This is a genomic window from Streptomyces sp. NPDC041968 (genome assembly GCF_055589025.1).
In genome coordinates, this window is sequence record NZ_JBVJCB010000001.1 from 1,001,906 (window position 1) to 1,028,031 (window position 26,126).

Here is a 26,126-nt window from a genome sequence, read left to right on the forward strand (position 1 = left end):
TACGCTTCGTCGCGTATGTACTACCGCCGTCCGACTCTACTGGGGAGCCGGGACCGCCGGTTCGGACTGGGGTTCGGGGGCCCGGCCGGCGAGGCGTTCGCGCCAGGCGGTGAGGGTCGCCTCGTCGGTGGGCCGGGTCGCCAGGGACACGGCGACGTAGACGGCGAGGGAGGCCAGGAGGCCGTAGTAGACGGGCTCGTTGGCGAGGATGCCGTAGCCCGCCATCAGGCCGACGACGGCGAGGCCGCCGACCGCGACGGCGGCGAGGGCGCCCTGGGCGGTGCCGCGCTTCCACAGCAGACCCCCGAGGATGGGGACGAGGAGGCCGCCGACGAGGAGGTTGTAGGCGACGGTGAGTGCCTCGACGACGTCGTTGAGGGCGATCGAGATGAGGATCACCGCGACGCCCATCGCGAGGATGAAGGCGCGGTTGCCCTTCACCTCGTCGTGCGGCTCGTCCGCCTCGCCCCGCGTCCCGCGCACGACGCCGCGCAGCCGCGACCAGATGTCGTTGTTGGCGACGGTGGCGCAGGCGATGAGGGCGCCGGAGGACGTGGACATCACGGCGGCGAGGGCGGCGGCCAGGACGAGTCCGCGCACGCCCATGGGCAGCTCGTCCTTGACGATGGTGGCGAAGGCGTCGTCGGGGCTGGCGAGCTTCGGGTAGAGGACCTTGGCCGCCGTGCCGATGATCGCGCCGGCGACGGCGTAGACGAGGCAGTAGGTGCCGGCGACGGTGCCGCCCCACTTGGCGGTGCGGTCGCTGCCCGCCGTGAAGACGCGCTGCCAGATGTCCTGCCCGATGAGCATGCCGAAGGTGTAGATCAGCACGTAGGTGAAGATGGTCTCGCCGCCGATGCCCAGCGGGTCGAAGTACTCGGTCGGCAGCTGCGCCTTCATCTCGCCGAAGCCGCCGGCCTTGACGACCGCGATGGGCAGCAGCAGGAGCAGCACGCCGATGGTCTTCACCACGAACTGCACCATGTCGGTGAGCGTGATGGACCACATGCCGCCCAGCGTGGAGTACGCGACGACGATGGAGCCGCCCAGGACGATCGCCAGGGTGCGGTTCACGTCGAAGAGGACGTCGAAGATCGTGGCGTAGGCGATGGTGGAGGTGACGGCCAGCATCAGCGTGTACGCCCACATGACGACGCCGGAGATGATGCCCGCCCGGCCGCCGTAGCGCAGGTCGAGCATCTCGGAGACGGTGTAGACCTTCAGCCGGGCGATGCGGGCGGAGAAGAAGACGGACAGCGCGAGGATGCCGAGGCCGATGGTGACGACCATCCACGCGCCGGACAGGCCGTACTGGTAGCCGAGCCCGACCCCGCCGATGGTGGACGCGCCGCCGAGGACGATCGCCGCCATGGTGCCGGAGTACATGGCGGGTCCGAGGCGGCGCCCGGCCACCAGGAACTCGCTCTTCGACTTGGCGCGGCGCATGCCCCACCAGCCCATGGCCAGCATGCCGGCGAGATAGACGACGATCACGATGTAGTCGACGGCCATGAGGGGGCCTCCTTCGCGCACTCTCGGTGGCGTGTCGTGCAGTGGGACGTGTCCGGTGGCTGGTCGCGGGGACATCCGCCCGTACCCGCGGCCGCCGGTCGAGGTTGACACTAGGTGGCTGAAAAGCGACTGCGAAGTGTACGTTTCATCCACCTGCCGCCGCTGGACTGGAGGAAAGGTCCACCATGCCGGAACCGGCCGTTCCCTCCGGCCCCACCACGCCCCCCACTCCTCCCGTGCCGCTGGCCGCCCTGCTGGCCCGCGAGGACCTGGGGCTGCGCCAGGTCACCGGCGCCCCGGCGGCGGACGTGACGATCCACGGGGCGCACACCTCGGAGATGTCCGACCCCTACCCGTACCTGCTGGGCGGTGAGCTGCTGCTGACGGCGGGCGTGCACATCCCGCCGGGGGCGGGAGGCGGGCGCGACGGGGGGTCCGCGGACGGGGCGGGGGCCGGGGGCGACGCGGGGGCCGGGTACTTCGACGACTACGTGGCCCGGATCGTCGCGGCGGGCGGCGCGGCGCTCGGCTTCGGGGTGGCGCCGGTGCACGACACCGTGCCGGTGGAGCTGGTCGCGGCCTGCGAGAGGTACGGGCTGCCGCTGGTGGAGGTGCCGCCGCGGACGACGTTCTCGGGCGTGGCCCGTGCGGTGTGGCAGCTGATGGGCCGGGCCAGGACGGCCGAGCTGCGCCGGGTCTCCGAGGCCCAGCAGGCCCTGGCCGCGGCGGCCGCCCGTCCGGACCCGGTGCCGTCCGTGCTGCGCAGGCTCGCCGGCCGGCTCGACGGGCGGGCGGTGCTGTACGGGCCGGAGGGGGCGGAGATCGCGGCGGCGGGGCGGGAGCCCGCGGGGGAGGTGCGGCGGGCGCTGGCGGGGCTGGCCCGCGTGGTCACCGGGCACGCCTCCACCACCGCCACGGACACGGTCGCCGGCACCCGGCTCGCCGTCTACGCCCTCGGCGCCGGGCAGGATTTCGTCCTCGGGGTAGCGGCCCCGCAGCGGGAGCCCGGGGACCACACGATCGCGTCGGTCGCCGCCGTGCTGCTCTCCCTCCTGACCGGCGAGCAGCGGAGCGGCACGGGCGCGGCCCGTTCCTCGGCGCTGGTGCGGCTGCTGCTGGGCGCCCGCCCGGAGGAGGTCGCGCCGCTGCTGGGTACGGCGGACGGTGAGGACTGCGCCCGCTGGTACGTCGTGCACGCCCGTCCGACGACCGGCACACCCGACCCGATCTCCGCCTCCGCCCTGGGCGCGGCCCTCGGCTCGCCCCTGGTCGACCCCGCCGGGGACGTCGTACGGGTACTCGTCCCGGCCCCACCGGCACCCAGTCCCGCCCCCCGGCCCCCGGCCTCCACCTCCGACGGGGACCCTGGCGCCCCGGCCCCTCGGACGGCCCCCACCCCCCGGGCCGCCGCCGACCCGAACCCGGCCGCCACCAACCCCGGCCCCGCCCCCGCCCCGCGGCAGACTCCCGCCCCCCAGCCCGGCTGGACGCTCGGCGTCAGTGCCCCCGTCGCCCCGGGCGAGTGGCCGGCCGCGGACGCCCAGGCGGCGCGTGCGCTGGCCCGGGCGCGGGCGACGCGGGTGCCGCTGGTCCGGCACGCCGACCGGCCCGCGCTCGCCGACCTCGTGCCGGACGGCGAGGCCGAGGCGCACGCCCGGGCGCTGCTCGGGCCGATCGCGGCCGTCCCGGCGCTCACCGGGACCCTGCGCGCCTGGCTGTCGCTGCACGGCAGCTGGGACCGCACCGCCGTCGCCCTGTCCGTGCACCGCAACACCGTGCGGCAGCGCATCGCGCGCTGCGCGGCCCTGCTGGCCGCCGACCTCGACGACCCGGACGTCCGCATGGAGTTGTGGTTCGCGCTGCGCCGGACGTGACCGGCGGGGCGGGGAGGTGACCCGTGTCCCAGCGAGCGCCACGCCGGAGACTCGTGACGGTCGGCTGCCCCACAATGGAGCCATGCCGATATCCGGGACACCCAGCCGCGCCGAACTCGCCGAACACCTCGTCAGGACGCGTATCGCGGGCGATGTCGCCACGCCCCGCGAGAACAACCTCTCCCACTACCGCAAGCTGGCGAACGGCGACCGCAACTTCTGGCTCGGTCTGGAGCTGGGCGACCGCTGGACGGACGAGCAGGACGTGCTCGCGGTGATGGCGGAGCGGGTCGGTGTCAACGACGACCCGGAGCACCGCTTCGGGCAGGACACCATCGACCCCGAGCTGACGGTGGCCGCGCTGGAGCGCATGGCCGGCCGGCTGCGCAAGGCGGCGGACGGCGGGCAGCGCGTCCTGTTCGCGACCGGCCACCCGGGCGGCCTGCTCGACGTGCACCGCGCGACGGCCGACGCGCTGCGCGCCGCCGGCTGCGAGATCGTCGTGATCCCCGAGGGGCTGACGACGGAGGAGGGGTACGTCCAGCAGTTCGCGGACGTGGCGGTGCTGGAGCACGGCGCCTCGCTGTGGCACACCCACTCGGGTGAGCCGATGAGGGCGATCCTGACCGGCCTGGAGCGTGCGGGCCGCCCGCTGCCCGACCTGGTCGTCGCCGACCACGGCTGGGCGGGGTACGCCGGTCAGCACGGCGTCGACTCCGTGGGCTACGCCGACTGCAACGACCCGGCCCTCTTCCTGGCCGAGTCCGAGGGCATCCTCCAGGTGGCGGTGCCGCTGGACGACCACGTGGTCAGCCCGCGCCACTACGACCCCATGACGGCCTACCTGCTGGCGGAGGCGGGACTGAGCTGAGCCGGTGGCTCGTACGGGCCGCCGTCACGGCCAGGGGTTCAGCCCCTCGGAGCGGCGCTGCGCGAAGCCGGGCGTCGGGTCCAGGTAGACCCGGCGCACCACCGGGAACTCCTCCCGCAGCCGCTGCTCGGCCCGCTCGCACGCCCACTCGACCTGCGCCGCCGTCGACATGTCCCGGAAGTCGACCTTGGCGGCGACCAGCGCCTCCCGCGGGCCCTGGAGGAGGGTGGTCAGCTCCAGTACGGCCTCGATGTGCTCCACCGCCAGCAGTTCCGCCCGGATCCGGTCCCGGACGGTGCGGGGCAGCGGGCGGCCGATGAGGAACTCGGCGTTGGAGCGGCCCAGCACCCAGGCGACGTACAGCAGCAGGGCGCCGATGCAGAGGGAGGCGACGCCGTCCCAGACGCCGGAGCCGGTCAGCTGCCCGCCGAGCAGGCCCCCGGCGGCGAGCAGCAGCCCGGCCAGGGCGGCGGAGTCCTCCAGGACGACGGCCTTGACGGCGGTGTCCGGGGTGCGGCGCAGATAGCGGCCGAAGGGCACCTTGTGGCGGTGGGCCTCCCCGCGCGCCTGCCGGAGGCCGGTGCGCAGGGAGTAGCCCTCCAGGAGGAAGGCGACGGCGAGGACCAGGTAGGCGACCAGGGGGTCGCCGGGTTCCTCGCCGTGGGTGAGGGTGTGGACGCCGTCGTAGAGGGCGAAGACCGCACCGCCGACGAAGGTGGCGACGGCGGCGAGCAGCGCCCAGATGTAGCGCTCGGGGCCGTGGCCGAGGGGGTGGTTTTCGTCGGCGGGGCGCACGCTGCGCTTCAGCGAGGTCAGCAGTAGCACCTCGGTGACGGTGTCGGCGACCGAGTGGGCGGCCTCCGACAGCATCGCGCTGGACCCGCTGACCACGCCGGCGACCGCCTTGGCGATGGCGATGCCCAGATTGGCGAAGGCGGCGACGAGCACCGTGAAGGTGCTCTCGCCGCCGTCCGTCTCACGTCTCCCGCGCGCAGGTTCCGCCATGCCCTCAGTGTTGCCGAGGGACGCGCACCACGCCTTCCTGGATGACCGTGAGGGCGAGCCGCCCGTCCTGCGTGTAGATGCGCGCCTGGCCGAGGCCCCGGCCGCCCGAGGCCGACGGCGACTCCTGGTCGTAGAGCAGCCACTCGTCGGCGCGGAACGGCCGGTGGAACCACATGGCGTGGTCCAGTGAGGCCCCGACGACGTCACCGACGGCCCAGCCGCCCCGGCCGTGCGCGAGCAGCACCGAGTCGAGGAGGGTCATGTCGGAGACGTACGTGGCGAGGACGACGTGCAGCAGGGGGTCGTCGGCGAGCTTGCCGTTGGTGCGGAACCACACCTGGGAGTGCGGCTCGCGGGGGGTGCCGAAGGCGCCGAAGGGCGGGTCGTCGACGTACCGCAGGTCCACCGCGGCCCGGGCCTGGAGGAAACGCTCCACGGTGTCGGCGGGCAGGTGCGGGTAGCTCCGCAGCCGCTCCTCGCCGGTGGGCAGCGTCGCCGGGTCGGGCGCGGCCGGCATCGGGGCCTGGTGGTCCAGGCCCTCCTCGTACGTCTGGAAGGACGCCGACAGGCCGAAGATCGGCTTGCCGTGCTGGACGGCGACCACGCGGCGGGTGGTGAAGGAGCGGCCGTCGCGCAGGCGGTCGACGTTGTAGACGATGGGGGCCCCGGGGTCGCCGGGGCGCAGGAAGTACGCGTGCAGGGAGTGCGCGAGCCGGTCCTCGGGGACCGTGCGCCCGGCGGCGACCAGCGCCTGGGCGGCGACCTGCCCGCCGAAGACCCGGGGGACGACGGCGGAGCGGGAGCGGCCGCGGTAGATGTCCTCCTCGATCCGCTCGAGGTCGAGCAGATCGAGGAGGGACTGGAGTGCTTCGCTCATGTCCGGTGGTTCGGTGGCTCCGGGGGACCCTCTACAGGCCCATGTCCTTCGCGATGATCATCTTCATGACCTCGCTGGTGCCGCCGTAGATGCGGTTGACGCGGTTGTCCGCGTACAGGCGGGCGATCGGGTACTCGTTCATGTAGCCGTAGCCGCCGTGCAGCTGGAGGCAGCGGTCGATGACGCGGTGGGCGACCTCGGTGCAGAACAGCTTGGCGCTGGCGGCCTCGGCGGGGGTCAGCTCGCCGGCGTCCAGGGCCTCGGTCGCGCGGTCGGCGACGGCCTCGGCGGCGTCCACCTCGGCCTGGCAGGCGGCCAGCTCGAACTTGGTGTTCTGGAAGGCGGCCACCGGCTTGCCGAAGACGGTGCGCTCCTGCACGTACTGCTTGGCGAACCGGACGGCGGCCTTGGCCTGGGCGTAGGCGCCGAAGGCGATGCCCCAACGCTCGGAGGCCAGGTTGTGGCCGAGGTAGGAGAAGCCCTTGTTCTCCTCGCCGAGCAGGTCCTCGACGGGGACCTTGACGTCGACGAAGGCCAGCTCGGCGGTGTCGGAGGTGCGCAGGCCCAGCTTGTCCAGCTTGCGGCCCACCGAGTAGCCCTCGGACTTGGTGTCCACGGCGAACAGGGAGATGCCGTGGCGGCGGTCCTCGGCCGTGGGGGCGGCGGTGCGGGCGCAGACGATCACCTTGTCGGCGTGCACACCGCCGGTGATGAAGGTCTTGGCGCCGTTGAGGACGTAGTGGCTGCCGTCCTCGGAGAGCTTCGCGGTGGACTTCATGCCCGCGAGGTCGGAACCGGTGCCCGGCTCCGTCATCGCGATGGCCCACATCTCCTCGCCGGAGACGAACTTCGGCAGGAAACGCTTCTTCTGCTCGTCGGAGGCGAGCATGTTGATGTAGGGCAGCGCGAGCAGCACATGCACGCCGGAGCCGCCGAACTGCACGCCCGCCCGGGCGGTCTCCTCGTAGAGGACGGCCTCGAACTTGTGACTGTCCATGCCCGCGCCGCCGAACTCCTCCGGCACGTTGATGCCGAAGATGCCCAGCTCACCGAGCTTGTAGTAGAAGTCTCGCGGCGCCTGGCCGGCGGCGAACCACTCGTCGTAGACGGGGACGACCTCGGCCTCGATGAAGGCGCGGATGGTCTCCCGGAACGCCTCGTGGTCCTCGTTGAACACCGTACGGCGCACAGCGCCACCTCCAGGATACGTATCTAAGCGCTTGCTCAGACTTCACCGTACCGGCGGGTAGGGAGAGGCGTCCAGAGCGGGAGGCGGGTAACCCTCGTCACTCCCCGCCGCCCGGGCGCCAGCCTTCCCCCACCGCCGCGAACGCCCCCCGCGCCATCCGGTGCAGCAGCGCCGCCGTGGCCGCGCGGCCCGGGAGGGCGCCGGGGCGGCCGAGGTGCGGGGTGGAGTTCAGGAGGCCGAAGACCGAGTGGACGGCGGAGCGGGCGGCGGGCTCGGCGACGGCCGGGTAGACCTCGCGCACCACCCCGACCCACAGCTCGACGTACTGCCGCTGCAACTGCCGCACCATCTTGCGGTCGGCGTCCCGGAGGCGGTCCAGCTCGCGGTCGTGCAGGGTGATGAGCGGGCGGTCGTCGAGGGCGAAGTCGATGTGACCCTCGATGAGCGAATCGAGGACCGCCTCGGCACCCGCGCCCGCCCCCGACCCCGGCCCGGAGCCCGACCCCGAGCCGGCCACCCCCTCGGCCTCCGCCAGCCGCCGCTTCGCCCCGGTCAGCAGCGAGTCGCTGATCCCGACCAGCAGCTCGGCGAGCATCGCGTCCTTGCCGGCGAAGTGCCGGTAGAGACCGGGGCCGCTGATCCCCACCGCGGCGCCTATCTCGTCGACGCCGACGCCGTGGAAGCCGCGCTCGGCGAAGAGCCGGGCGGCCTCCTTGAGGATCTGCTCGCGGCGGGTGGGGGCGTCGGTTCTGGTGGTCATGGTGCCGATTCTAGACAGGGAGGTTAGCGGTCGTTAACCTGTGGGGACATGCGTTAACGCTCATTAACTGATCGACCATCGGGTGAGGGGACCGCAGGATGCACGAGGCACCGGAGCTGACGACGGCGGCAGATCCCGCCTCAGAGGCCTTTCGGGCCAACGAGGAGGCGCACCGCGTCCTTGTGGACGAGCTGCGCGCCAAGCTGGCCGCGGCCCGGCTGGGCGGCGGCGAGCGGGCGCGGGCCCGGCACACCGCGCGCGGCAAGCTGCTGCCCCGCGACCGCGTGGACACGCTGCTCGATCCGGGCTCGCCGTTCCTGGAGCTGGCGCCGCTCGCCGCCGACGGGCTCTACGACGGACAGGCCCCGGCCGCGGGCGTGATCGCCGGGATCGGCCGGGTGAGCGGCCGGGAATGCGTGATCGTCGCCAACGACGCCACCGTCAAGGGCGGCACGTACTACCCGATGACCGTGAAGAAGCACCTGCGGGCGCAGGAGGTGGCGCTGGAGAACCGGCTGCCGTGCCTGTACCTCGTCGACTCGGGCGGAGCCTTCCTGCCGATGCAGGACGAGGTCTTCCCCGACCGGGAGCACTTCGGCCGGATCTTCTACAACCAGGCCCGGATGTCGGGCGCCGGCATCCCGCAGATCGCCGCCGTCCTCGGCTCCTGCACGGCGGGCGGCGCGTACGTCCCCGCGATGAGCGACGAGGCGGTGATCGTCCGCAATCAGGGGACGATCTTCCTGGGCGGCCCGCCGCTGGTGAAGGCGGCCACCGGCGAGGTGGTCACGGCGGAGGAGCTGGGCGGCGGCGAGGTCCACTCCCGGGTCTCGGGTGTGACCGACCACCTGGCCGAGGACGACCCGCACGCGCTGCGGATCGTGCGGCAGATCGTCTCCACGTTGCCCGCGCGCGGCTCGCTCCCCTGGGGTGTGGAGCCCGCCGTCGAGCCGAAGGCCGACCCGCAGGGGCTGTACGGCGCGGTGCCGGTCGACTCCCGCACCCCCTACGACGTGCGCGAGGTCATCGCGCGGGTGGTGGACGGCTCCCGGTTCGCCGAGTTCAAGTCCGAGTACGGGCAGACCCTGGTCACCGGCTTCGCCCGCATCCACGGCCATCCGGTCGGCATCGTCGCCAACAACGGCATCCTGTTCTCCGAGTCCGCCCAGAAGGGCGCCCACTTCATCGAGCTGTGCGACCAGCGCGGCATCCCGCTGGTCTTCCTCCAGAACATCTCCGGGTTCATGGTCGGCCGGGACTACGAGGCGGGCGGCATCGCCAAGCACGGCGCCAAGATGGTGACGGCGGTGGCGTGCACGCGCGTGCCGAAGCTGACGGTGGTCGTCGGCGGGTCGTACGGCGCGGGGAACTACTCGATGTGCGGCCGGGCGTACTCGCCGCGCTTCCTGTGGATGTGGCCCAACGCCAAGATCTCCGTCATGGGCGGCGAGCAGGCCGCGTCCGTGCTGGCCACGGTCAAGCGGGACCAGTTGGAGGCACGGGGCGAGGAGTGGTCGGCCGAGGAGGAGGACTCCTTCAAGGCGCCGGTCCGCGCGCAGTACGAGCACCAGGGCAACGCCTACTACGCGACCGCCCGCCTGTGGGACGACGGGGTGATCGAGCCCGCCGACACCCGGCAGGTGCTGGGTCTGGCCCTGACCGCGTGTGCCAACGCGCCGCTGGGCGAGCCCCGGTTCGGCGTCTTCCGGATGTGAGGAGGGGACTCGATGGGGAGTTCGATGTTCGACACGGTACTGGTGGCCAACCGCGGGGAGATCGCGGTGCGCGTCGTCCGGACGCTGCGTGCGCTGGGTGTGCGCTCGGTGGCGGTCTTCTCCGACGCCGACGCGGACGCGCGGCACGTGCGGGAGGCCGACGAGGCGGTACGGATCGGTCCGGCGCCGGCGGCGGAGAGTTATCTGTCCGTCGAGCGGCTGCTGGAGGCGGCGGCCCGGACGGGGGCGCGGGCCGTGCACCCGGGGTACGGGTTCCTCGCCGAGAACGCCGCCTTCGCGCGGGCCTGTGAGGAGGCGGGGCTGGTCTTCATCGGACCGCCCGCCGACGCCATCGCCCTGATGGGCGACAAGATCCGCGCCAAGGAGACGGTGAAGGCGGCCGGGGTGCCGGTCGTGCCCGGCTCCAGCGGCAGCGGGCTGACGGACGGGCAGCTCGCCGAGGCGGCCCGCGAGATCGGGACTCCGGTGCTGCTGAAGCCGTCGGCCGGCGGGGGCGGCAAGGGCATGCGCCTGGTGCGGGACACCGCCGCGCTCGCCGACGAGATCGCCGCCGCCCGCCGCGAGGCCCGCGCCTCCTTCGGCGACGACACGCTGCTCGTGGAGCGGTGGATCGACCGGCCCCGGCACATCGAGATCCAGGTGCTGGCCGACGGCCACGGGAACGTGGTGCACCTGGGCGAGCGCGAGTGCTCGCTCCAGCGGCGCCACCAGAAGATCATCGAGGAGGCGCCCAGCGTGCTCCTCGACGAGGCGACCCGCGCCGCGATGGGCGAGGCGGCCGTGCAGGCGGCCCGCTCGTGCGGCTACCGGGGCGCCGGCACGGTGGAGTTCATCGTGCCGGGCGGCGACCCCTCGCAGTACTACTTCATGGAGATGAACACCCGCCTCCAGGTGGAGCACCCGGTGACCGAGCTGGTCACGGGCCTGGACCTGGTGGAGTGGCAGCTGCGGGTGGCGGCGGGCGAGCCGCTCGGGTTCACGCAGCAGGACGTACGGCTGACCGGGCACGCGGTCGAGGCGCGGCTGTGCGCCGAAGACCCCTCGCGCGGCTTCCTCCCCTCCGGCGGCACGGTCCTGCGGCTGCACGAGCCCCAGGGCGACGGCGTGCGCACCGACTCGGGGCTCAGCGAGGGCAGCGAGGTCGGCAGCCTCTACGACCCGATGCTGTCCAAGGTGATCGCGTACGGCCCGGACCGCGCGACCGCCCTGCGCAGGCTCCGCGCGGCCCTCGCCGGGACGGTCACCCTGGGCGTGCAGACCAACGCCGGTTTCCTGCGGCGGCTCCTCGCCCACCCGGCGGTGGTGGCGGGCGAGCTGGACACGGGGCTGGTGGAGCGCGAGGTCGACGGCCTGGTCCCCACCGGCGTGCCGGAGGAGGTGTACGAGGCGGCGGCGGCCGTCCGGCTGGACGCGCTGCGTCCGCGCGGGGACGGCTGGATCGACCCGTTCTCCGTGCCGAGCGGCTGGCGCACGGGCGGCGAGCCGAAACCGGTCGTCTTCCCCCTGCGCGTCACCGATCCGGTGGAACACACCCCGCGCGGCACCCACACCGTCACCGAGGACCGCGTGTCGGTGACCCTGGACGGCGTCCGGCACACCTTCCACCGCGCCGCCGACTGGCTGGGCCGCGACGGCGACGCCTGGCACGTGCGCGACCACGACCCGGTCGCCGCCTCCCTCACGGGCGCCGCCCACGCGGGCGCCGACTCGCTGACCGCGCCCATGCCGGGCACGGTGACGGTGGTGAAGGTCGCCGTCGGCGACGAGGTGGCCGCCGGGCAGAGCCTGCTGGTCGTGGAGGCGATGAAGATGGAGCACGTCATCTCCGCCCCGCACGCCGGCACCGTCGCCGAACTGGACGTGGCGCCGGGCACGACGGTCGCCATGGACCAGGTGCTGGCGGTCATCACCCCGGCCGGCGAGGGCGAGGACGAGACGGCATGAACACCCCGGAGACGGGCCTGCCCATGGTCGTACCGGCCGAGGGCCTGCCCGCCCGCGTCCGCGTCCACGAGGTCGGCGCGCGCGACGGCCTGCAGAACGAGAAGGCGGTCGTCCCGGTGGAGGTCAAGGCGGAGTTCGTCCGCCGGCTGGCCGGCACCGGTCTGACCACCATCGAGGCGACGAGCTTCGTGCACCCCAAGTGGGTGCCGCAGCTGGCCGACGCGGAGGAGTTGTTCCCGGCGGTGGCCGGCCTGCCGGTGGACCTGCCCGTGCTGGTCCCCAACGAGCGGGGCCTCGACCGGGCGCTGGCGCTCGGCGCCCGCCGCGTCGCGGTCTTCGCCAGCGCCACCGAGTCCTTCGCCAAGGCCAACCTCAACCGCACGGTGGACGAGGCGCTGGCCATGTTCGCGCCGGTGGTGGCGCGGGCGAAGGAGGCGGACGTTCACGTACGGGGCTACCTCTCGATGTGCTTCGGCGACCCGTGGGAGGGGCCGGTCCCCGTCGAACAGGTGGTGACGGTGTGCCGGGCCCTGCTGGACATGGGCTGCGACGAACTCAGCCTGGGCGACACCATCGGGGTGGCGACGCCGGGCCATGTCGGCGCCCTGCTCACCGCGCTGACCGGCGCCGGTGTCCCGGTGGACGCGCTCGGCGTCCACTTCCACGACACCTACGGCCAGGCCCTGTCCAACACGCTGACCGCGCTGCGGCACGGCGTCACCACGGTCGACGCCTCCGCCGGCGGGCTCGGCGGCTGCCCCTACGCCAAGTCCGCCACCGGCAACCTCGCCACCGAAGACCTCGTGTGGATGCTGCGCGGCCTCGGCATCGACACCGGCATCGACCTCGGCCGTCTCGTCGCCACCAGCGTCTGGATGGCCGCCCACCTGGGCCGACCCAGCCCGTCCCGGACCGTTCGAGCCCTCTCCCACCAGGAGCAGTGACAGCATGGACCACAAGCTCTCCCCCGAACTCGAGGACCTCCGCCGCACGGTGGAGGCGTTCGCCCACGACGTCGTGGCGCCCAAGATCGGCGACTTCTACGAGCGGCACGAGTTCCCGTACGAGATCGTCCGGGAGATGGGCCGCATGGGCCTGTTCGGCCTGCCGTTCCCGGAGGAGTACGGCGGCATGGGCGGCGACTACCTCGCCCTCGGCATCGCCCTGGAGGAGCTGGCCCGCGTCGACTCGTCGGTGGCCATCACCCTGGAGGCGGGCGTCTCGCTGGGCGCGATGCCGCTGCACCTGTTCGGCACCGAGGAGCAGAAGCGCGCGTGGCTGCCCCGGCTGTGCTCCGGCGAGATCCTCGGCGCCTTCGGCCTGACCGAGCCCGACGGCGGCTCGGACGCGGGGGCGACGCGGACGACGGCCCACCTGGACGAGGCGACCGACGAGTGGGTCATCAACGGCACCAAGTGCTTCATCACCAACTCGGGCACGGACATCACGGGCCTGGTGACCGTCACGGCGGTCACGGGCCGCAAGCCGGACGGCCGTCCGCTGATCTCGGCGATCATCGTCCCCTCCGGCACCCCGGGCTTCACGGTGGCCGCCCCGTACTCGAAGGTCGGCTGGAACGCCTCGGACACCCGTGAGCTGTCCTTCTCCGACGTCCGGGTCCCGGCGGCGAACCTGCTGGGCGAACAGGGCCGGGGCTACGCCCAGTTCCTGCGCATCCTGGACGAGGGGCGGATCGCCATCGCCGCGCTGGGCACGGGGCTCGCGCAGGGCTGTGTGGACGAGTCGGTCGCCTACGCGAAGGAACGTCACGCCTTCGGCAAGCCGATCGGCGCCAACCAGGCCATCCAGTTCAAGATCGCCGACATGGAGATGAAGGCCCACACCTCCCGACTCGCCTGGCGCGACGCGGCCTCCCGGCTGGTGACGGGCGAGCCCTTCAAGAAGGAGGCGGCACTGGCGAAGCTGTACTCGTCGACGGTCGCGGTGGACAACGCCCGGGACGCGACGCAGATCCACGGCGGGTACGGCTTCATGAACGAGTACCCCGTGGCCCGGATGTGGCGGGACGCGAAGATCCTGGAGATCGGCGAGGGCACCAGCGAGGTCCAGCGGATGCTGATCGCCCGGGAGTTGGGCCTGGTCGGCTAGGCGCCGGACGGCGGGGCGGGGTTGGTCACAGCCCCGCCACTGGACAAGATCTGAGGTTAGGCTAACCTACCTTGGACTTGTCCCGCGGAGGCTCCGCACCGTTCGAAAGCAGCCACACCATGCCCAACGCCAGAGCTACCCACCTGACCCGCCGCGGAATCCTCGCCGCGGGCGGCGCCCTCGGCCTCGGCGCCGCGCTCACGGCCTGCGGTGACGACGACGCGAAGAGCGGTGGCTCGGACGACAAGGCGGCCGCCGAGTCCGGCCCCTGGTCCTTCAAGGACGATCGTGGCACGACCGTGAAGCTCGAGAAGGTCCCCACGAGCATCGTCGCCTTCACCGGCGTCGCCGCCGCCCTCCACGACTACGGCGTCCAGGTCAAGGGCGTCTTCGGCCCCACCACGACCAAGGACGGCAAGCCCGACGTCCAGGCCGGCGACCTCGACGTCGACAAGGTCACCGTCCTCGGCAACGAGTGGGGCAAGCTCAACGTCGAGAAGTACGCCACCCTCGCCCCCGAGCTGCTCGTCACCACGACCTTCGACACCGCGGGCACCCTCTGGTCCGTTCCCGAGGACTCCAAGGACAAGGTCGCCAAGCTCGCCCCGAGCGTCGCGATCTCCGTCTTCGACCGCCAGCTCACCCAGCCGCTCCAGCGCATGTGGGAGCTGGCCGAGTCGCTCGGCGCCGACATGAAGGCGAAGAAGGTCACCGACGCCAAGGCCGCCTTCGAGAAGGCCGCGGCCCGGCTGCGCGCCGCCGCCAAGGCCAAGCCGGAGATCCGGGTCCTGGCCGGCTCCGCGAGCGCCGAGCTGTTCTACGTCTCCGGCACCAACCTCTCCGTCGACCTGGAGTACTTCAAGGCCCTCGGCGTGAACTTTGTCGAGCCCTCGGAGGACGCCAAGAAGGCGACCGGCGGCTGGTTCGAGTCCCTGAGCTGGGAGAACGTCGACAAGTACCCGGCCGACGTCATCATCATGGACGACCGAGCCTCCACCATCCAGCCGGCGGACATCACCGAGGGCACCTGGAAGCAGCTCCCCGCGGTCAAGGCCGGCCAGGTCATCGCCCGCTCCCCCGAGCCGATCCTGTCCTACGACAAGTGCACGCCGCTGCTCGACAACCTGGCCGAGGCGATCGAGAACGCCAAGAAGGTCGGCTGACCCTCCCCTTCTCCCCGGAGCCCTCCATGACGACGGCCGTAGCCGCCCCGTTCCGTTTCTTCTCCCTCCAGGTCGTACGGACGAGGCGGCTCGGTCCGTCTCTGGCCCGGGTCACCTTCGCGGGCCCCGACCTGAGCGCCTTCCACTCCGACGGGCGGGACCAGTCCCTGTCGCTGTTCCTGCCGCACCCGGGCCAGACCGAGCCGGCCGTACCGGTCGAGCTGGGCGACGGGTGGTGGCAGGGCTGGCGCGAACTGCCCGACGACGTGCGGGCGGTGATGCGGTCCTACACGCTGCGGGCCCTGCGCCGGGACGCCGACGGCGACGCCGTCGAGATCGACATCGACTTCGTGCTGCACGGGGTCGACCCCCGGTCGCCGGTCCAGCCCGGCCCCGCCGCCCGCTGGGCCGCGGGCGCCGCCCCCGGCGACCGGGTCCTGCTGCTCGGCCCGGCGGTCGCCGACAACCGGGCGATCCGCTTCCGCCCGCCCGAGGACACCGACCTGGTGGTGGTCTGGGGCGACGAGACCGCCGTGCCGGCCGCCTGCGCGATCGTCGAGTCCCTGCCGGCCGGCACCCGCGCCCGGGTCTGGCTGGAGGTCCCGCACGCCGAGGACGTCCAGGACCTGGAGACGGCGGCGGACGCCGAGGTCACCTGGCTGGTCCGGGACACCTGCGACGACCCCGGGGCCACCCTCGCCACCCTCCGCGCGGCCCAGCTCCCGCCCGCCGCCCACCCCTACGTGTGGATCGCCGGCGAGTCCGGACACGTCAGGCAACTGCGCCGGCACTTCGTGGGCGAGCGCGGCGTCGACCGCCGCCGCGTCACCTTCGTCGGCTACTGGCGCCAGGGCCTGACGGAGGAACAACTCCGCGAGCAGGGCTGACGCGCGGGCCGTGCACGCCCGGCCGGACCGGCCGGCGCGGCCCCAACTCCCCGCGCGTCACCCACGGTTGTGACGCGAGTGACGTCAGTCACGTCCTGACATGCACGTGATCGAAAAAAGTTAGGTTAGGCTAACCTAAGTAACCTGAAGGCTCCTGCCCCTCTCCCGCCCCTCTCGGACCTGTCCCCACCGGAGGACCCCCACATGCGCTCGCACCTGCTCAACGACGCCACGGCGGAGCAGTACCGCCGCTCCGTGACCGAAGGAGTCGAGCGGGTGGCCGCCAGAATCGCCACCACCGACCGCCCGTTCACCGGCATCGCGGTCGACGCCCTCTCCCCCCGCATCGACGAGATCGATCTCGACCGGCCGCTGCACGACACGGCCGCGGTCCTCGACGAGCTGGAGGACGTCTACCTCCGCGACGCCGTCTACTTCCACCACCCGCGCTACCTCGCCCACCTCAACTGCCCGGTCGTCATCCCGGCCGTGCTCGGCGAGGCGGTCCTGTCCGCCGTCAACTCCTCGCTGGACACCTGGGACCAGTCGGCCGGCGGCACGCTCATCGAGCGCAAACTGATCGACTGGACCACCGCCCGCATCGGCCTCGGCCCCGCCGCCGACGGCGTGTTCACCTCCGGCGGCACGCAGTCCAACCTCCAGGCGCTGCTCCTGGCCCGCGAGGAGGCGAAGACCGAGAACCTCGCCGACCTGCGCGTCTTCGCCTCCGAGGTCTCCCACTTCAGCGTGAAGAAGTCGGCGAAACTGCTCGGCCTCGGCCCCGACGCCGTCGTCTCGATCCCCGTCGACCACGACAAGCGCATGCAGACGGTCGCCCTCGCCCGCGAGCTGGAACGGTGCGCGCAGGACGGCCTCGTCCCCATGGCCGTCGTCGCCACCAGCGGCACCACCGACTTCGGCTCCATCGACCCGCTGCCGGAGATCGCCGGACTGTGCGAGCAGTACGGCGTGTGGATGCACGTGGACGCGGCCTACGGCTGCGGGCTGCTCGCCTCCCTGAAGTACCGGGACCGGCTGACCGGCATCGAGCGGGCCGACTCGGTCACCGTGGACTACCACAAGTCCTTCTTCCAGCCGGTGAGTTCCTCCGCCGTGCTGGTCAGGGACGCGGCCACGCTGCGCCACGCCACCTACCACGCGGAGTACCTCAACCCGCGTCGCATGGTGCAGGAACGTATCCCCAACCAGGTGGACAAGTCCCTCCAGACCACCCGCCGCTTCGACGCACTCAAGCTGTGGATGACGCTGCGCGTGATGGGCGCCGACGGCATCGGGCAGCTCTTCGACGAGGTGTGCGACCTGGCCGCCGAGGGCTGGCAGCTGCTCGCCGCCGACCCCCGCTTCGACGTCGTCGTCGAGCCGAGCCTGTCCACCCTGGTCTTCCGCTACATCCCGGCGGCCGTCACCGACCCCGCCGAGATCGACCGCGCCAACCTGTACGCCCGCAAGGCCCTGTTCGCCTCCGGCGACGCCGTGGTCGCGGGCACCAAGGTGGCCGGACGCCACTACCTGAAGTTCACCCTGCTCAACCCCGAGACGACCACGGCCGACATCGCCGCCGTCCTCGACCTGATCGCCGGCCACGCCGAGCAGTACCTGGGAGAGTCCCTTGACCGCGCTTCCTGAGTCCACCGCGACGTACGACTTCGTGGGGATCGGCCTCGGCCCCTTCAACCTCGGCCTGGCCTGCCTGACCGAGCCCATCGCCGAACTGAACGGCGTCTTCCTGGAGTCCAAGCCGGACTTCGAGTGGCACGCCGGCATGTTCCTGGACGGCGCCCACCTCCAGACCCCGTTCATGTCGGACCTGGTCACGCTCGCCGACCCGACGTCCCCGTACTCCTTCCTCAACTACCTGAAGGAGAAGGGCCGGCTCTACTCGTTCTACATCCGGGAGAACTTCTACCCGCTGCGCGTCGAGTACGACGACTACTGCCGCTGGGCCGCGAACAAGCTGAGCTGCGTCCGCTTCTCCACGACGGTCACCGAGGTGACCTACGACGAGCGGGAGGAGCTGTACGTCGTCGCGACCACCGGCGGTGACACCTACCGCGCCCGCCGCCTCGTACTCGGCACCGGCACCCCGCCGCACATCCCGGACGCCTGCCGCGGCCTGGCGGGGGACTTCCTCCACAACTCGCGCTACATGCAGCACAAGGCCGAGCTCCAGAAGAAGGACTCGATCACGCTGGTCGGCAGCGGCCAGTCCGCCGCCGAGATCTACTACGACCTGCTCAGCGAGATCGACGTCCACGGGTACCGGCTCAACTGGGTGACGCGCTCCCCGCGCTTCTTCCCGCTCGAGTACACCAAGCTCACCCTGGAGATGACCTCCCCGGAGTACGTGGACTACTACCACGCGCTGCCGGAGGACACCCGCTACCGCCTCACGGCCGAGCAGAAGGGCCTCTTCAAGGGCATCGACGGCGACCTGATCAACGAGATCTTCGACCTGCTCTACCAGAAGAAGCTCGGCGGCCCGGTCCCCACCCGGCTGCTCACCAACTCCGCCCTGACCGACGCCCGGTACGCGGACGGCACGTACACGCTCGCCTTCCGCCAGGAGGAGCAGGGCCGGGACTTCGAGATCGAGACCCAGGGCCTGGTCCTGGCCACCGGCTACAAGTACGCCGAGCCGGAGTTCCTCAAGCCCGTCCGGGACCGGCTGCGCCACGACGCGCGGGGCAACTTCGACGTCGCCCGCAACTACGCCGTCGACGTCACCGGGCAGGGCGTGTTCCTGCAGAACGCGGGTGTCCACACGCACAGCATCACCAGCCCCGATCTGGGCATGGGTGCCTACCGCAACAGCTACATCATCCGAGAGCTGCTCGGCACCGAGTACTACCCGGTCGAGAAGTCGATCGCGTTCCAGGAGTTCAGCGCATGACCACCCCCACGAAGGCCGCCGGCATCGGCGCCCTGACCATCCGCCCCCTCGACCCGCTGAAGGACGCCGCCCTCCTGCACGGCTGGGTCACCCACCCCAAGTCCGCGTTCTGGATGATGCAGGAGGCGAAACTGGTCGACGTCGAGCGCGCGTACATGGAGATAGCCGCCGACGAGCACCACCACGCCTTCATCGGCCTGCACGACGGCGTCCCCGCCTTCCTGATGGAGAAGTACGACCCGGCCCACCGCGAGCTGACCGGTCTGTACGAGCCCGAGCCGGGCGACGTCGGCATGCACTTCCTGGTCGCCCCCACCGACCGCCCCGTGCACGGCTTCACCCGGGCCGTCATCACCGCCGTCATGGCCGAGCTGTTCGCCGACCCGGCGACCGCCCGGGTCGTCGTGGAGCCGGACGTCGACAACAAGGCCGTCCACGCCCTGAACGCAGCCGTCGGATTCGTGCCCGAGCGCGAGATCCAGAAGCCGGAGAAGAAGGCGTTGCTGAGCTTCTGCACCCGCGAGCAGTTCGAGAAGGCGGTGTCCGCATGAGCCTCGCCGACGCCGTGGCCCACCTCTCCCCCGAGCGCTGGGAGCAGGCCAACCGCCTCCTGATCCGCAAGGCCCTGGCCGAGTTCACGCACGAGCGGCTGCTCACGCCGGAGCGCACCGCCGGCGACGCCTACGTCGTCCGCGGCGACGACGGCGGGACCGAGTACCGCTTCACCGCGACCGTCCGCGCGCTGGACCACTGGCAGGTCGACCCCGACTCGATCACCCGGCACCGCGACGGCGCGGAGCTGCCCCTGGCCGCGCTCGACTTCTTCGTCGAGCTGAAGGAGACGCTGGGGCTGAGCGACGAGATCCTGCCCGTCTACCTGGAGGAGATCTCCTCCACCCTCTCCGGGACCTGCTACAAGCTCACCAAGCCGAAGCTCACCTCGGCCGAGCTGGTGGACAGCGGCTTCCAGGCCGTCGAGACCGGCATGACCGAGGGCCACCCCTGCTTCGTCGCCAACAACGGACGGCTCGGCTTCGGCGTCCACGAGTACCTGTCGTACGCCCCCGAGACCGCGAGCCCGGTCCGCCTGGTGTGGCTGGCCGCGCACCGCTCGCGGGCGGCGTTCACGGCGGGCGTGGGCATCGAGTACGAGTCCTTCGTCCGCGACGAGCTGGGCGAGGGGACCGTCGACCGCTTCCACGGCGTGCTGCGCGAGCGGGGCCTGGACCCGGCCGACTACCTCCTCATCCCGGTCCACCCCTGGCAGTGGTGGAACAAGCTCACCGTCACCTTCGCCGCCGAGGTCGCCCGCGGGCACCTGGTCTGCCTCGGCGAGGGCGACGACGAGTACCTGGCCCAGCAGTCCATCCGGACCTTCTTCAACTCCTCGCACCCCGAGAAGCACTACGTGAAGACGGCCCTGTCCGTCCTCAACATGGGCTTCATGCGCGGCCTGTCGGCGGCGTACATGGAGGCGACCCCGGCCATCAACGACTGGCTCGCCCAGCTCATCGAGGGTGACCCGGTGCTCAAGTCGACGGGTCTGACGATCATCCGGGAGCGGGCGGCCGTCGGCTACCGGCACCTGGAGTACGAGCGGGCCACCGACCGCTACTCGCCGTACCGCAAGATGCTGGCGGCGCTGTGGCGGGAGAGCCCGGTCCCGTCCCTCCAGGAGGGCGAGACGCTCGCCACCATGGCCTCGCTCGTCCACGTCGACCACCGGGGCGCCTCCTTCGCGGGCGCGCTGATCGAGCGGTCGGGGCTCACGCCCACCGAGTGGCTGCGGCACTACCTGCGGGCCTACTTCGTCCCGCTGCTGCACAGCTTCTACGCCTACGACCTGGTCTACATGCCGCACGGGGAGAACGTCATCCTCGTCCTGAAGGACGGCGTCGTGCAGCGGGCGATCTACAAGGACATCGCCGAGGAGATCGCGGTGATGGACCCGGACGCGGTGCTGCCGCCGGAGGTCTCCCGGATCGCGGTCGAGGTCCCCGAGGACAAGAAGCTGCTGTCGATCTTCACGGACGTCTTCGACTGCTTCTTCCGCTTCCTCGCCGCGAACCTGGCCGGCGAGGGGATCGTCGAGGAGGACGCCTTCTGGCGGACGGTGGCCGAGGTCACCCGCGAGTACCAGGAGTCGGTGCCGGAGCTGGCCGACAAGTTCGAGCGGTACGACATGTTCGCGCCCGAGTTCGCGCTGTCCTGCCTCAACCGGCTCCAGCTGCGCAACAACAAGCAGATGGTGGACCTCGCCGACCCGTCCGGCGCGCTCCAGCTGATCGGCACCCTGAAGAACCCCCTCGCGGGCCGGTAGCGAAGGCCCCCACGGACGAGCGGGCACCCCGGAGACGGTCATCCGGCGTGCCCGCTTCCGCGTGTGCCGTCAGTCGGCCCAGGGGACCTGCGGTGACCGGTAGTAGTCGATGCCCATCGCCTCCCAGCGCGGGGCCTGCGCGGCGAGCCGCACCTTGTAGGTGTCCCAGTCGTGCGTCGAGGCCGGGGACCAGCCCAGCTCGGCGGCGCCCGGCAGCCGCGGGAAGGCCATGAAGTCGAGCTGGTCCGGGTTCTCCAGGGTCTCCGTCCACATCGGCGCCTCGACCCCGCGCACCGCGGAGGCCGGGGCGCCCGGCAGATAGGCGCCCGGGTCCCAGTCGTAGGAGCGCCGCACCTCCACGTAGCCCGCCCAGGACAGGCCCAGCGGGGTGTCCTTGGTGTACTTCATGTCGAGGTACGTCCGGTCGGCCGGGGACAGGATCAGTCCGGTGCCGTTCCGCGCGGCCTCGGCGACCCGCGCCTTCTCCGCGTCGCTGGTCCGGTCCAGGCCCCAGTACTGGACCAGCGCGCCCTCGGCCGGGTTCGCCCCGGCCAGCTGGTGCCAGCCGACGACCGTCTTGCCGTGCTCGGCGACGATCGGCTGGACCCGGTCCATGAACGTCACGTAGTCGTCGTGCGGGGTGGAGTGCGCCTCGTCGCCGCCGATGTGCACGTAGCGGCCCGGGGTGAGGGCGGCCAGTTCCCCGACGACGTCGTCGACGAAGTCGTAGGTGACCTCCTTGTCGACGCAGAGCGAGCTGAAGCCGACCTCGATGCCGGTGTACAGCGGGGGCGCCACGCCGTCGCAGTTCAGCTCCGCGTAGGAGGCGAGGGCCGCGTTGGTGTGGCCGGGCATGTCGATCTCCGGGACGACCTCCAGGTGGCGGGAGGCGGCGTAGCGGACGATCTCCTTGTAGTCGGCCTTCGTGTAGAAGCCGCCGGGACCGCCGCCCACCTCGGTGGAGCCGCCGTACGTCGCCAGGCGCGGCCAGGAGTCGATGGCGATGCGCCAGCCCTGGTCGTCGCTGAGGTGCAGGTGGAGCTTGTTGTACTTGTAGAGGGCGATGCGGTCGATGTAGCGCTTGACCTCGTCGACGCCGAAGAAGTGCCGGGAGACGTCCAGCATGGCGGCCCGCCATGCGTAGCGCGGGGTGTCCTCGATGGTGCCGCCCGCGACCAGCCAGGGGCCGGGCTGCACGGAGTCCTTCTCGACGCCGGCGGGCAGGAGCTGGCGGAGGGTCTGGACGCCGTGGAAGAGGCCGGCCGTCTCCCGGGCGGTGATGGTGACACCGGCGCGGCCGCTGTCGAGGCGGTACCCCTCGGCGCCGTACGGTCCCGCCGCCAGACGCAGCCGGATGCCGCCCTGGCCGTGCGAGGTGACGGGCAGTCGGTAGCCGGTGGAGGGCCGCAGGACGTCCGCGAGGTAGTCGCCGACCCGGCGTGCCCCGCGCGCGTCGTCCACGCGAATGCGGGTGCCGCTGGTGATGCGGTACGGGGCGCCGCCCGGGTCCACCGAGGCGGGGGCCGGGATCACCTGGTGCAGGGGGGTCGCCGCCGTCGCCCGGGTCGGCGCCGCGCCGGTGGTGACGGCGCAGGCCGTCGCGACCAACAGCAACGAGCCCAGCAGACGGGTCAGTCGGGGAGTCGTGCTGTGGTGCCGTCGATGAGGTCTCACGTGCGCTCCCTTGTGAGGCGTACAGAGATGTGTCCCAGAGGGTATGGACCACGGTCCCGCACCACCACCCCGCGCAACGACGATGGAACAATCTCCACATGGCGGAAATCATCCAGAAGGACGGCACGTGGGTCTTCGACGGCGACACCCTGCGGCTGACTCCCGGACGGGACAAGAACGTCAGCCTGCTCCGCCGGGAGCTGGGTGAACTGAGCGTCCCGCTGACGGCGTTGGCGGGCATATCGTTCGAGCAGGGCAAGAAGTCCGGGCGGCTGCGGCTGCGGCTGCGGGACGGCGCCGACCCGTTGCTGCACGCCACCGGCGGCCGGCTGGCCGAGCCGCACGACCCGTACCAGCTGACCGTGGAGGCCGACCGGTACGGCGTCGCCGAGTACTTCACCGACGAGGTGCGCAACGCCCTGCTCCTGGACCAGGTTCCGTCCGGTCCGGTCGACGCCTACCTGCTGCCCGGGCCCTCCGTGCCGCTGTCGGTGTCGGCCGGGGACGGCGTCGCGAGCTTCGACGGGGAGCGCGTCCGCCTGGAGTGGAAGTGGCAGGCGGAGGACGCCAAGTCGGCCGCCGGTCCGCGCACCCTCCCCCTCGCCGACATCGTCGCGGTGGAGTGGCAGCCGACGGTCGGCCTGGAGAACGGCCACCTCCGCTTCACCGTACGGGCCGCGCCGAGCAAGGTGCCGCCCAAGTATGACCCCAACGCCGTGGAGCTGTGGGGTTTCAAGCGGGACCCGCTGATGGCCCTGGTGGCCGCGGCCGTACAGGCCCGCCTTCCGCATCCGTCGGCCCCCGCGGCCCTGGAGGACGCCCGGCCGGCCGAGGACGCGCCGGCCCCGGCCCCGGCCCCCGCCGCCGCCGAGGACGACCACGACGCGCTGCTGCGTCGGCTGCGGGAGCTGGGCGAACTGCACCGCTCCGGGGTGCTCACGGACGAGGAGTTCACCCTCGCCAAACAGGCGGTGCTGAAGCGCATGTAGCGGTGCTCACCGACCGGCCGACAGCGCGCCTGCCCGAAATCGGGCAGGATTCTTGCGAAACCCTCACCGGTACCCCAGGATCTACCGGGTGCACGACGAACTCGTTGATCATCTGACGCGGTCCACGCCCCTCAGCCGGGGCGAGGCGCTGCGCGTGGTCCAGGACGTGCTCGCCTACTTCGACGAGACGACCGAGGAGTACGTCCGTCGCCGCCACCGCGAGCTCCAGGCCCAGGGCCTGGTGAACGCGACGATCTTCGAGCGGATCGAGGCGGACCTGAAATACCGGGCGGTCGCACCGCCGGAGCTCTCGCTCCGCCAGCTGCGCCGCATCGTCTACGGCTGAGAAGCCGAAGAGGAACACGAGGTTTACGTATACATGTGCGGAATCGTCGGATACATCGGCAAGCGTGACGTCGCGCCCCTGCTCCTCGAGGGCCTCCAGCGACTCGAGTACCGCGGCTACGACTCGGCGGGCATCGTCGTCACCTCCCCGAAGGCGACCGGCCTGAAGATGGTCAAGGCCAAGGGCCGGGTCCGCGACCTGGAGGCCAAGGTCCCGGCGCGCTTCAAGGGCACCACCGGCATCGCCCACACCCGCTGGGCCACCCACGGCGCCCCGTCCGACGCCAACGCCCACCCGCACATGTCGGCCGACCAGAAGGTCGCCGTCGTCCACAACGGCATCATCGACAACGCCGCCGACCTGCGCCGCAAGCTGGAGGCGGACGGCGTCGAGTTCCTCTCCGAGACCGACACCGAGGTCCTCGTCCACCTCATCGCCCGCTCCGAGGCGGCGAAGCTGGAGGACAAGGTCCGCGAGACCCTGCGGGTCATCGAGGGCACCTACGGCATCGCCGTGATGCACGCCGACTTCCCCGAGCGCATCGTCGTCGCCCGCAACGGCTCGCCGGTCGTCCTCGGCATCGGCGAGAAGGAGATGTTCGTCGCCTCGGACATCGCCGCGCTGGTGGCCCACACCCGCCAGATAGTCACCCTCGACGACGGTGAGATGGCCACCCTCAAGGCGGACGACTTCCGCACCTACACCACCGAGGGCACCCGCACCACCGCCGAGCCGACCACCGTGGAGTGGGAGGCGGCCTCCTACGACATGGGCGGCCACGACACCTACATGCACAAGGAGATCCACGAGCAGGCGGAGGCCGTGGACCGCGTGCTGCGCGGCCGGATCGACGACCGCTTCTCCACCGTGCACCTCGGCGGCCTCAACCTGGACGCCCGCGACGCGCGGGCCGTGCGCCGGGTGAAGATCCTCGGCTGCGGCACCTCGTACCACGCGGGCCAGATCGGCGCCCAGATGATCGAGGAGCTGGCCCGCATCCCCGCGGACGCCGAGCCCGCCTCCGAGTTCCGCTACCGCAACGCGGTCGTCGACCCCGACACCCTGTACATCGCCGTCTCCCAGTCCGGTGAGACGTACGACGTGCTGGCCGCCGTCCAGGAGCTGAAGCGCAAGGGCGCCCGCGTCCTCGGCATCGTCAACGTGGTCGGCTCGGCGATCGCCCGCGAGGCCGACGGCGGCATGTACGTGCACGCCGGCCCCGAGGTCTGCGTCGTCTCCACCAAGTGCTTCACCAACACCTGCGTCGCCTTCGCGCTGCTCGCCCTGCACCTCGGCCGCACCCGCGACCTCTCCGTGCGCGACGGCAAGCGGATCATCGAGGGCCTGCGCAAGCTGCCCGCGCAGATCGCCGAGATGCTGGAGCAGGAGGAGGACGTCAAGAAGCTGGCCGCGCAGTACGCCGACGCCCGCTCGATGCTCTTCATCGGCCGCGTCCGGGGCTACCCGGTCGCCCGCGAGGCCTCCCTGAAGCTCAAGGAGGTCTCCTACATCCACGCCGAGGCCTACCCGGCCTCCGAGCTGAAGCACGGCCCGCTCGCCCTGATCGAGCCGGCCCTGCCGACGGTCGCGATCGTGCCGGACGACGACCTGCTGGAGAAGAACCGCGCGGCGATGGAGGAGATCAAGGCCCGCAGCGGCCAGATCCTCGCGGTCGCCCACCAGGAGCAGGAGAAGGCCGACCACACCATCGTCGTCCCGAAGAACGAGGACGAGCTGGACCCCATCCTGATGGGCATCCCGCTGCAACTCCTCGCTTACCACACGGCCCTGGCCCTCGGCCGGGACATCGACAAGCCGCGCAACCTCGCCAAGTCGGTGACGGTGGAGTAGCTCTCCCGGGCCGGCCCTCCCGATCCGGCCGGACGCCCAAGACGGGCCCCCGCGTGCGCCACCACGCACCGGGGGCCCGTCCTCGTCGCCGGGGAGCCGCCCGCCCCC

At 71.9% G+C, this 26,126-nt stretch carries 21 protein-coding genes; 15 read left to right on the plus strand and 6 right to left on the minus strand.

Annotation, left to right across the window (positions count from 1 at the left end; translation table 11 throughout):
* Positions 1-36 precede the first annotated feature (36 nt).
* Complete coding sequence (locus ACZ6EG_RS04490) at positions 37-1,512, minus strand: sodium:solute symporter family protein (RefSeq protein WP_391968096.1); 1,476 nt, start codon at positions 1,510-1,512, stop codon at positions 37-39.
* Positions 1,513-1,697: 185 nt separating this feature from the next.
* Between ACZ6EG_RS04490 and ACZ6EG_RS04495 the strand changes: the two genes are divergently transcribed.
* Together ACZ6EG_RS04495 and ACZ6EG_RS04500 are read left to right on the plus strand one after the other, a co-directional pair.
* Positions 1,698-3,386: a helix-turn-helix domain-containing protein gene (locus ACZ6EG_RS04495; RefSeq protein ID WP_391968097.1), complete on the plus strand. Its 1,689-nt coding sequence runs from the start codon at positions 1,698-1,700 to the stop codon at positions 3,384-3,386.
* 82 nt (positions 3,387-3,468) lie between these two features.
* Complete coding sequence (locus ACZ6EG_RS04500; protein WP_391968098.1) at positions 3,469-4,257, plus strand: phosphatase; 789 nt, start codon at positions 3,469-3,471, stop codon at positions 4,255-4,257.
* Positions 4,258-4,281: 24 nt separating this feature from the next.
* On the opposite strand, the gene ACZ6EG_RS04505 is transcribed toward ACZ6EG_RS04500, so the two are convergent.
* From ACZ6EG_RS04505 to ACZ6EG_RS04520, 4 genes are all read right to left on the minus strand, one after another.
* Entirely contained in the window at positions 4,282-5,262 is a 981-nt protein-coding gene (locus tag ACZ6EG_RS04505; protein ID WP_469601440.1) for a cation diffusion facilitator family transporter, read from the minus strand.
* A gap of 4 nt (positions 5,263-5,266) precedes the next feature.
* On the minus strand, positions 5,267-6,139 hold the full coding sequence (locus ACZ6EG_RS04510; RefSeq protein ID WP_391968100.1) for an acyl-CoA thioesterase: 873 nt from the start codon (positions 6,137-6,139) through the stop codon (positions 5,267-5,269).
* Positions 6,140-6,170: 31 nt separating this feature from the next.
* Positions 6,171-7,328 (minus strand): acyl-CoA dehydrogenase family protein, encoded by a 1,158-nt coding sequence (locus ACZ6EG_RS04515; protein WP_356603641.1) that lies wholly within the window; start codon positions 7,326-7,328, stop codon positions 6,171-6,173.
* 97 nt (positions 7,329-7,425) lie between these two features.
* Entirely contained in the window at positions 7,426-8,088 is a 663-nt protein-coding gene (locus tag ACZ6EG_RS04520; RefSeq protein ID WP_391968101.1) for a TetR/AcrR family transcriptional regulator, read from the minus strand.
* 98 nt (positions 8,089-8,186) lie between these two features.
* Between ACZ6EG_RS04520 and ACZ6EG_RS04525 the strand changes: the two genes are divergently transcribed.
* From ACZ6EG_RS04525 to ACZ6EG_RS04570, 10 genes are all read left to right on the plus strand, one after another.
* Entirely contained in the window at positions 8,187-9,803 is a 1,617-nt protein-coding gene (locus ACZ6EG_RS04525) for a carboxyl transferase domain-containing protein (RefSeq protein WP_391968102.1), read from the plus strand.
* Between the two features lie 24 nt (positions 9,804-9,827).
* On the plus strand, positions 9,828-11,768 hold the full coding sequence (locus tag ACZ6EG_RS04530) for an acetyl/propionyl/methylcrotonyl-CoA carboxylase subunit alpha (RefSeq protein ID WP_469601684.1): 1,941 nt from the start codon (positions 9,828-9,830) through the stop codon (positions 11,766-11,768).
* A complete protein-coding gene (locus ACZ6EG_RS04535) occupies positions 11,765-12,712 on the plus strand; it encodes a hydroxymethylglutaryl-CoA lyase (RefSeq protein ID WP_391968103.1) in 948 nt (315 codons plus the stop codon). The genes ACZ6EG_RS04530 and ACZ6EG_RS04535 overlap by 4 nt, the downstream gene beginning before the upstream one ends.
* Positions 12,713-12,716: 4 nt before the next feature.
* A complete protein-coding gene (locus ACZ6EG_RS04540; RefSeq protein WP_469601447.1) occupies positions 12,717-13,877 on the plus strand; it encodes an acyl-CoA dehydrogenase family protein in 1,161 nt (386 codons plus the stop codon).
* Between the two features lie 119 nt (positions 13,878-13,996).
* Entirely contained in the window at positions 13,997-15,040 is a 1,044-nt protein-coding gene (locus tag ACZ6EG_RS04545) for an ABC transporter substrate-binding protein (RefSeq protein ID WP_469601451.1), read from the plus strand.
* A gap of 26 nt (positions 15,041-15,066) precedes the next feature.
* On the plus strand, positions 15,067-15,927 hold the full coding sequence (locus ACZ6EG_RS04550) for a siderophore-interacting protein (RefSeq protein WP_391968106.1): 861 nt from the start codon (positions 15,067-15,069) through the stop codon (positions 15,925-15,927).
* 204 nt (positions 15,928-16,131) lie between these two features.
* Positions 16,132-17,574 (plus strand): lysine decarboxylase DesA, encoded by a 1,443-nt coding sequence (desA, locus tag ACZ6EG_RS04555; protein ID WP_391968107.1) that lies wholly within the window; start codon positions 16,132-16,134, stop codon positions 17,572-17,574.
* Positions 17,558-18,838 (plus strand): lysine N(6)-hydroxylase/L-ornithine N(5)-oxygenase family protein, encoded by a 1,281-nt coding sequence (locus tag ACZ6EG_RS04560; RefSeq protein ID WP_391968108.1) that lies wholly within the window; start codon positions 17,558-17,560, stop codon positions 18,836-18,838. Before desA ends, ACZ6EG_RS04560 begins: the two co-directional genes overlap by 17 nt.
* Positions 18,835-19,389 (plus strand): GNAT family N-acetyltransferase, encoded by a 555-nt coding sequence (locus tag ACZ6EG_RS04565; RefSeq protein WP_391968109.1) that lies wholly within the window; start codon positions 18,835-18,837, stop codon positions 19,387-19,389. Before ACZ6EG_RS04560 ends, ACZ6EG_RS04565 begins: the two co-directional genes overlap by 4 nt.
* A complete protein-coding gene (locus ACZ6EG_RS04570) occupies positions 19,386-21,158 on the plus strand; it encodes an IucA/IucC family protein (protein ID WP_469601457.1) in 1,773 nt (590 codons plus the stop codon). Before ACZ6EG_RS04565 ends, ACZ6EG_RS04570 begins: the two co-directional genes overlap by 4 nt.
* Positions 21,159-21,227: 69 nt before the next feature.
* On the opposite strand, the gene ACZ6EG_RS04575 is transcribed toward ACZ6EG_RS04570, so the two are convergent.
* Positions 21,228-22,832, minus strand: a complete 1,605-nt coding sequence (locus tag ACZ6EG_RS04575; RefSeq protein ID WP_391968111.1) for a beta-N-acetylhexosaminidase — start codon at positions 22,830-22,832, stop codon at positions 21,228-21,230.
* A 98-nt stretch (positions 22,833-22,930) separates the two neighbouring features.
* Here ACZ6EG_RS04575 and ACZ6EG_RS04580 point away from each other — a divergent pair, with 98 nt between their 5' ends.
* From ACZ6EG_RS04580 to glmS, 3 genes are all read left to right on the plus strand, one after another.
* A complete protein-coding gene (locus ACZ6EG_RS04580) occupies positions 22,931-23,821 on the plus strand; it encodes a DUF4429 domain-containing protein (RefSeq protein WP_391968112.1) in 891 nt (296 codons plus the stop codon).
* A gap of 88 nt (positions 23,822-23,909) precedes the next feature.
* A complete protein-coding gene (locus tag ACZ6EG_RS04585) occupies positions 23,910-24,167 on the plus strand; it encodes a hypothetical protein (protein WP_004987724.1) in 258 nt (85 codons plus the stop codon).
* A gap of 33 nt (positions 24,168-24,200) precedes the next feature.
* Positions 24,201-26,018, plus strand: a complete 1,818-nt coding sequence (glmS, locus tag ACZ6EG_RS04590; protein WP_356603668.1) for a glutamine--fructose-6-phosphate transaminase (isomerizing) — start codon at positions 24,201-24,203, stop codon at positions 26,016-26,018.
* The last annotated feature ends 108 nt before the right edge of the window (positions 26,019-26,126 follow it).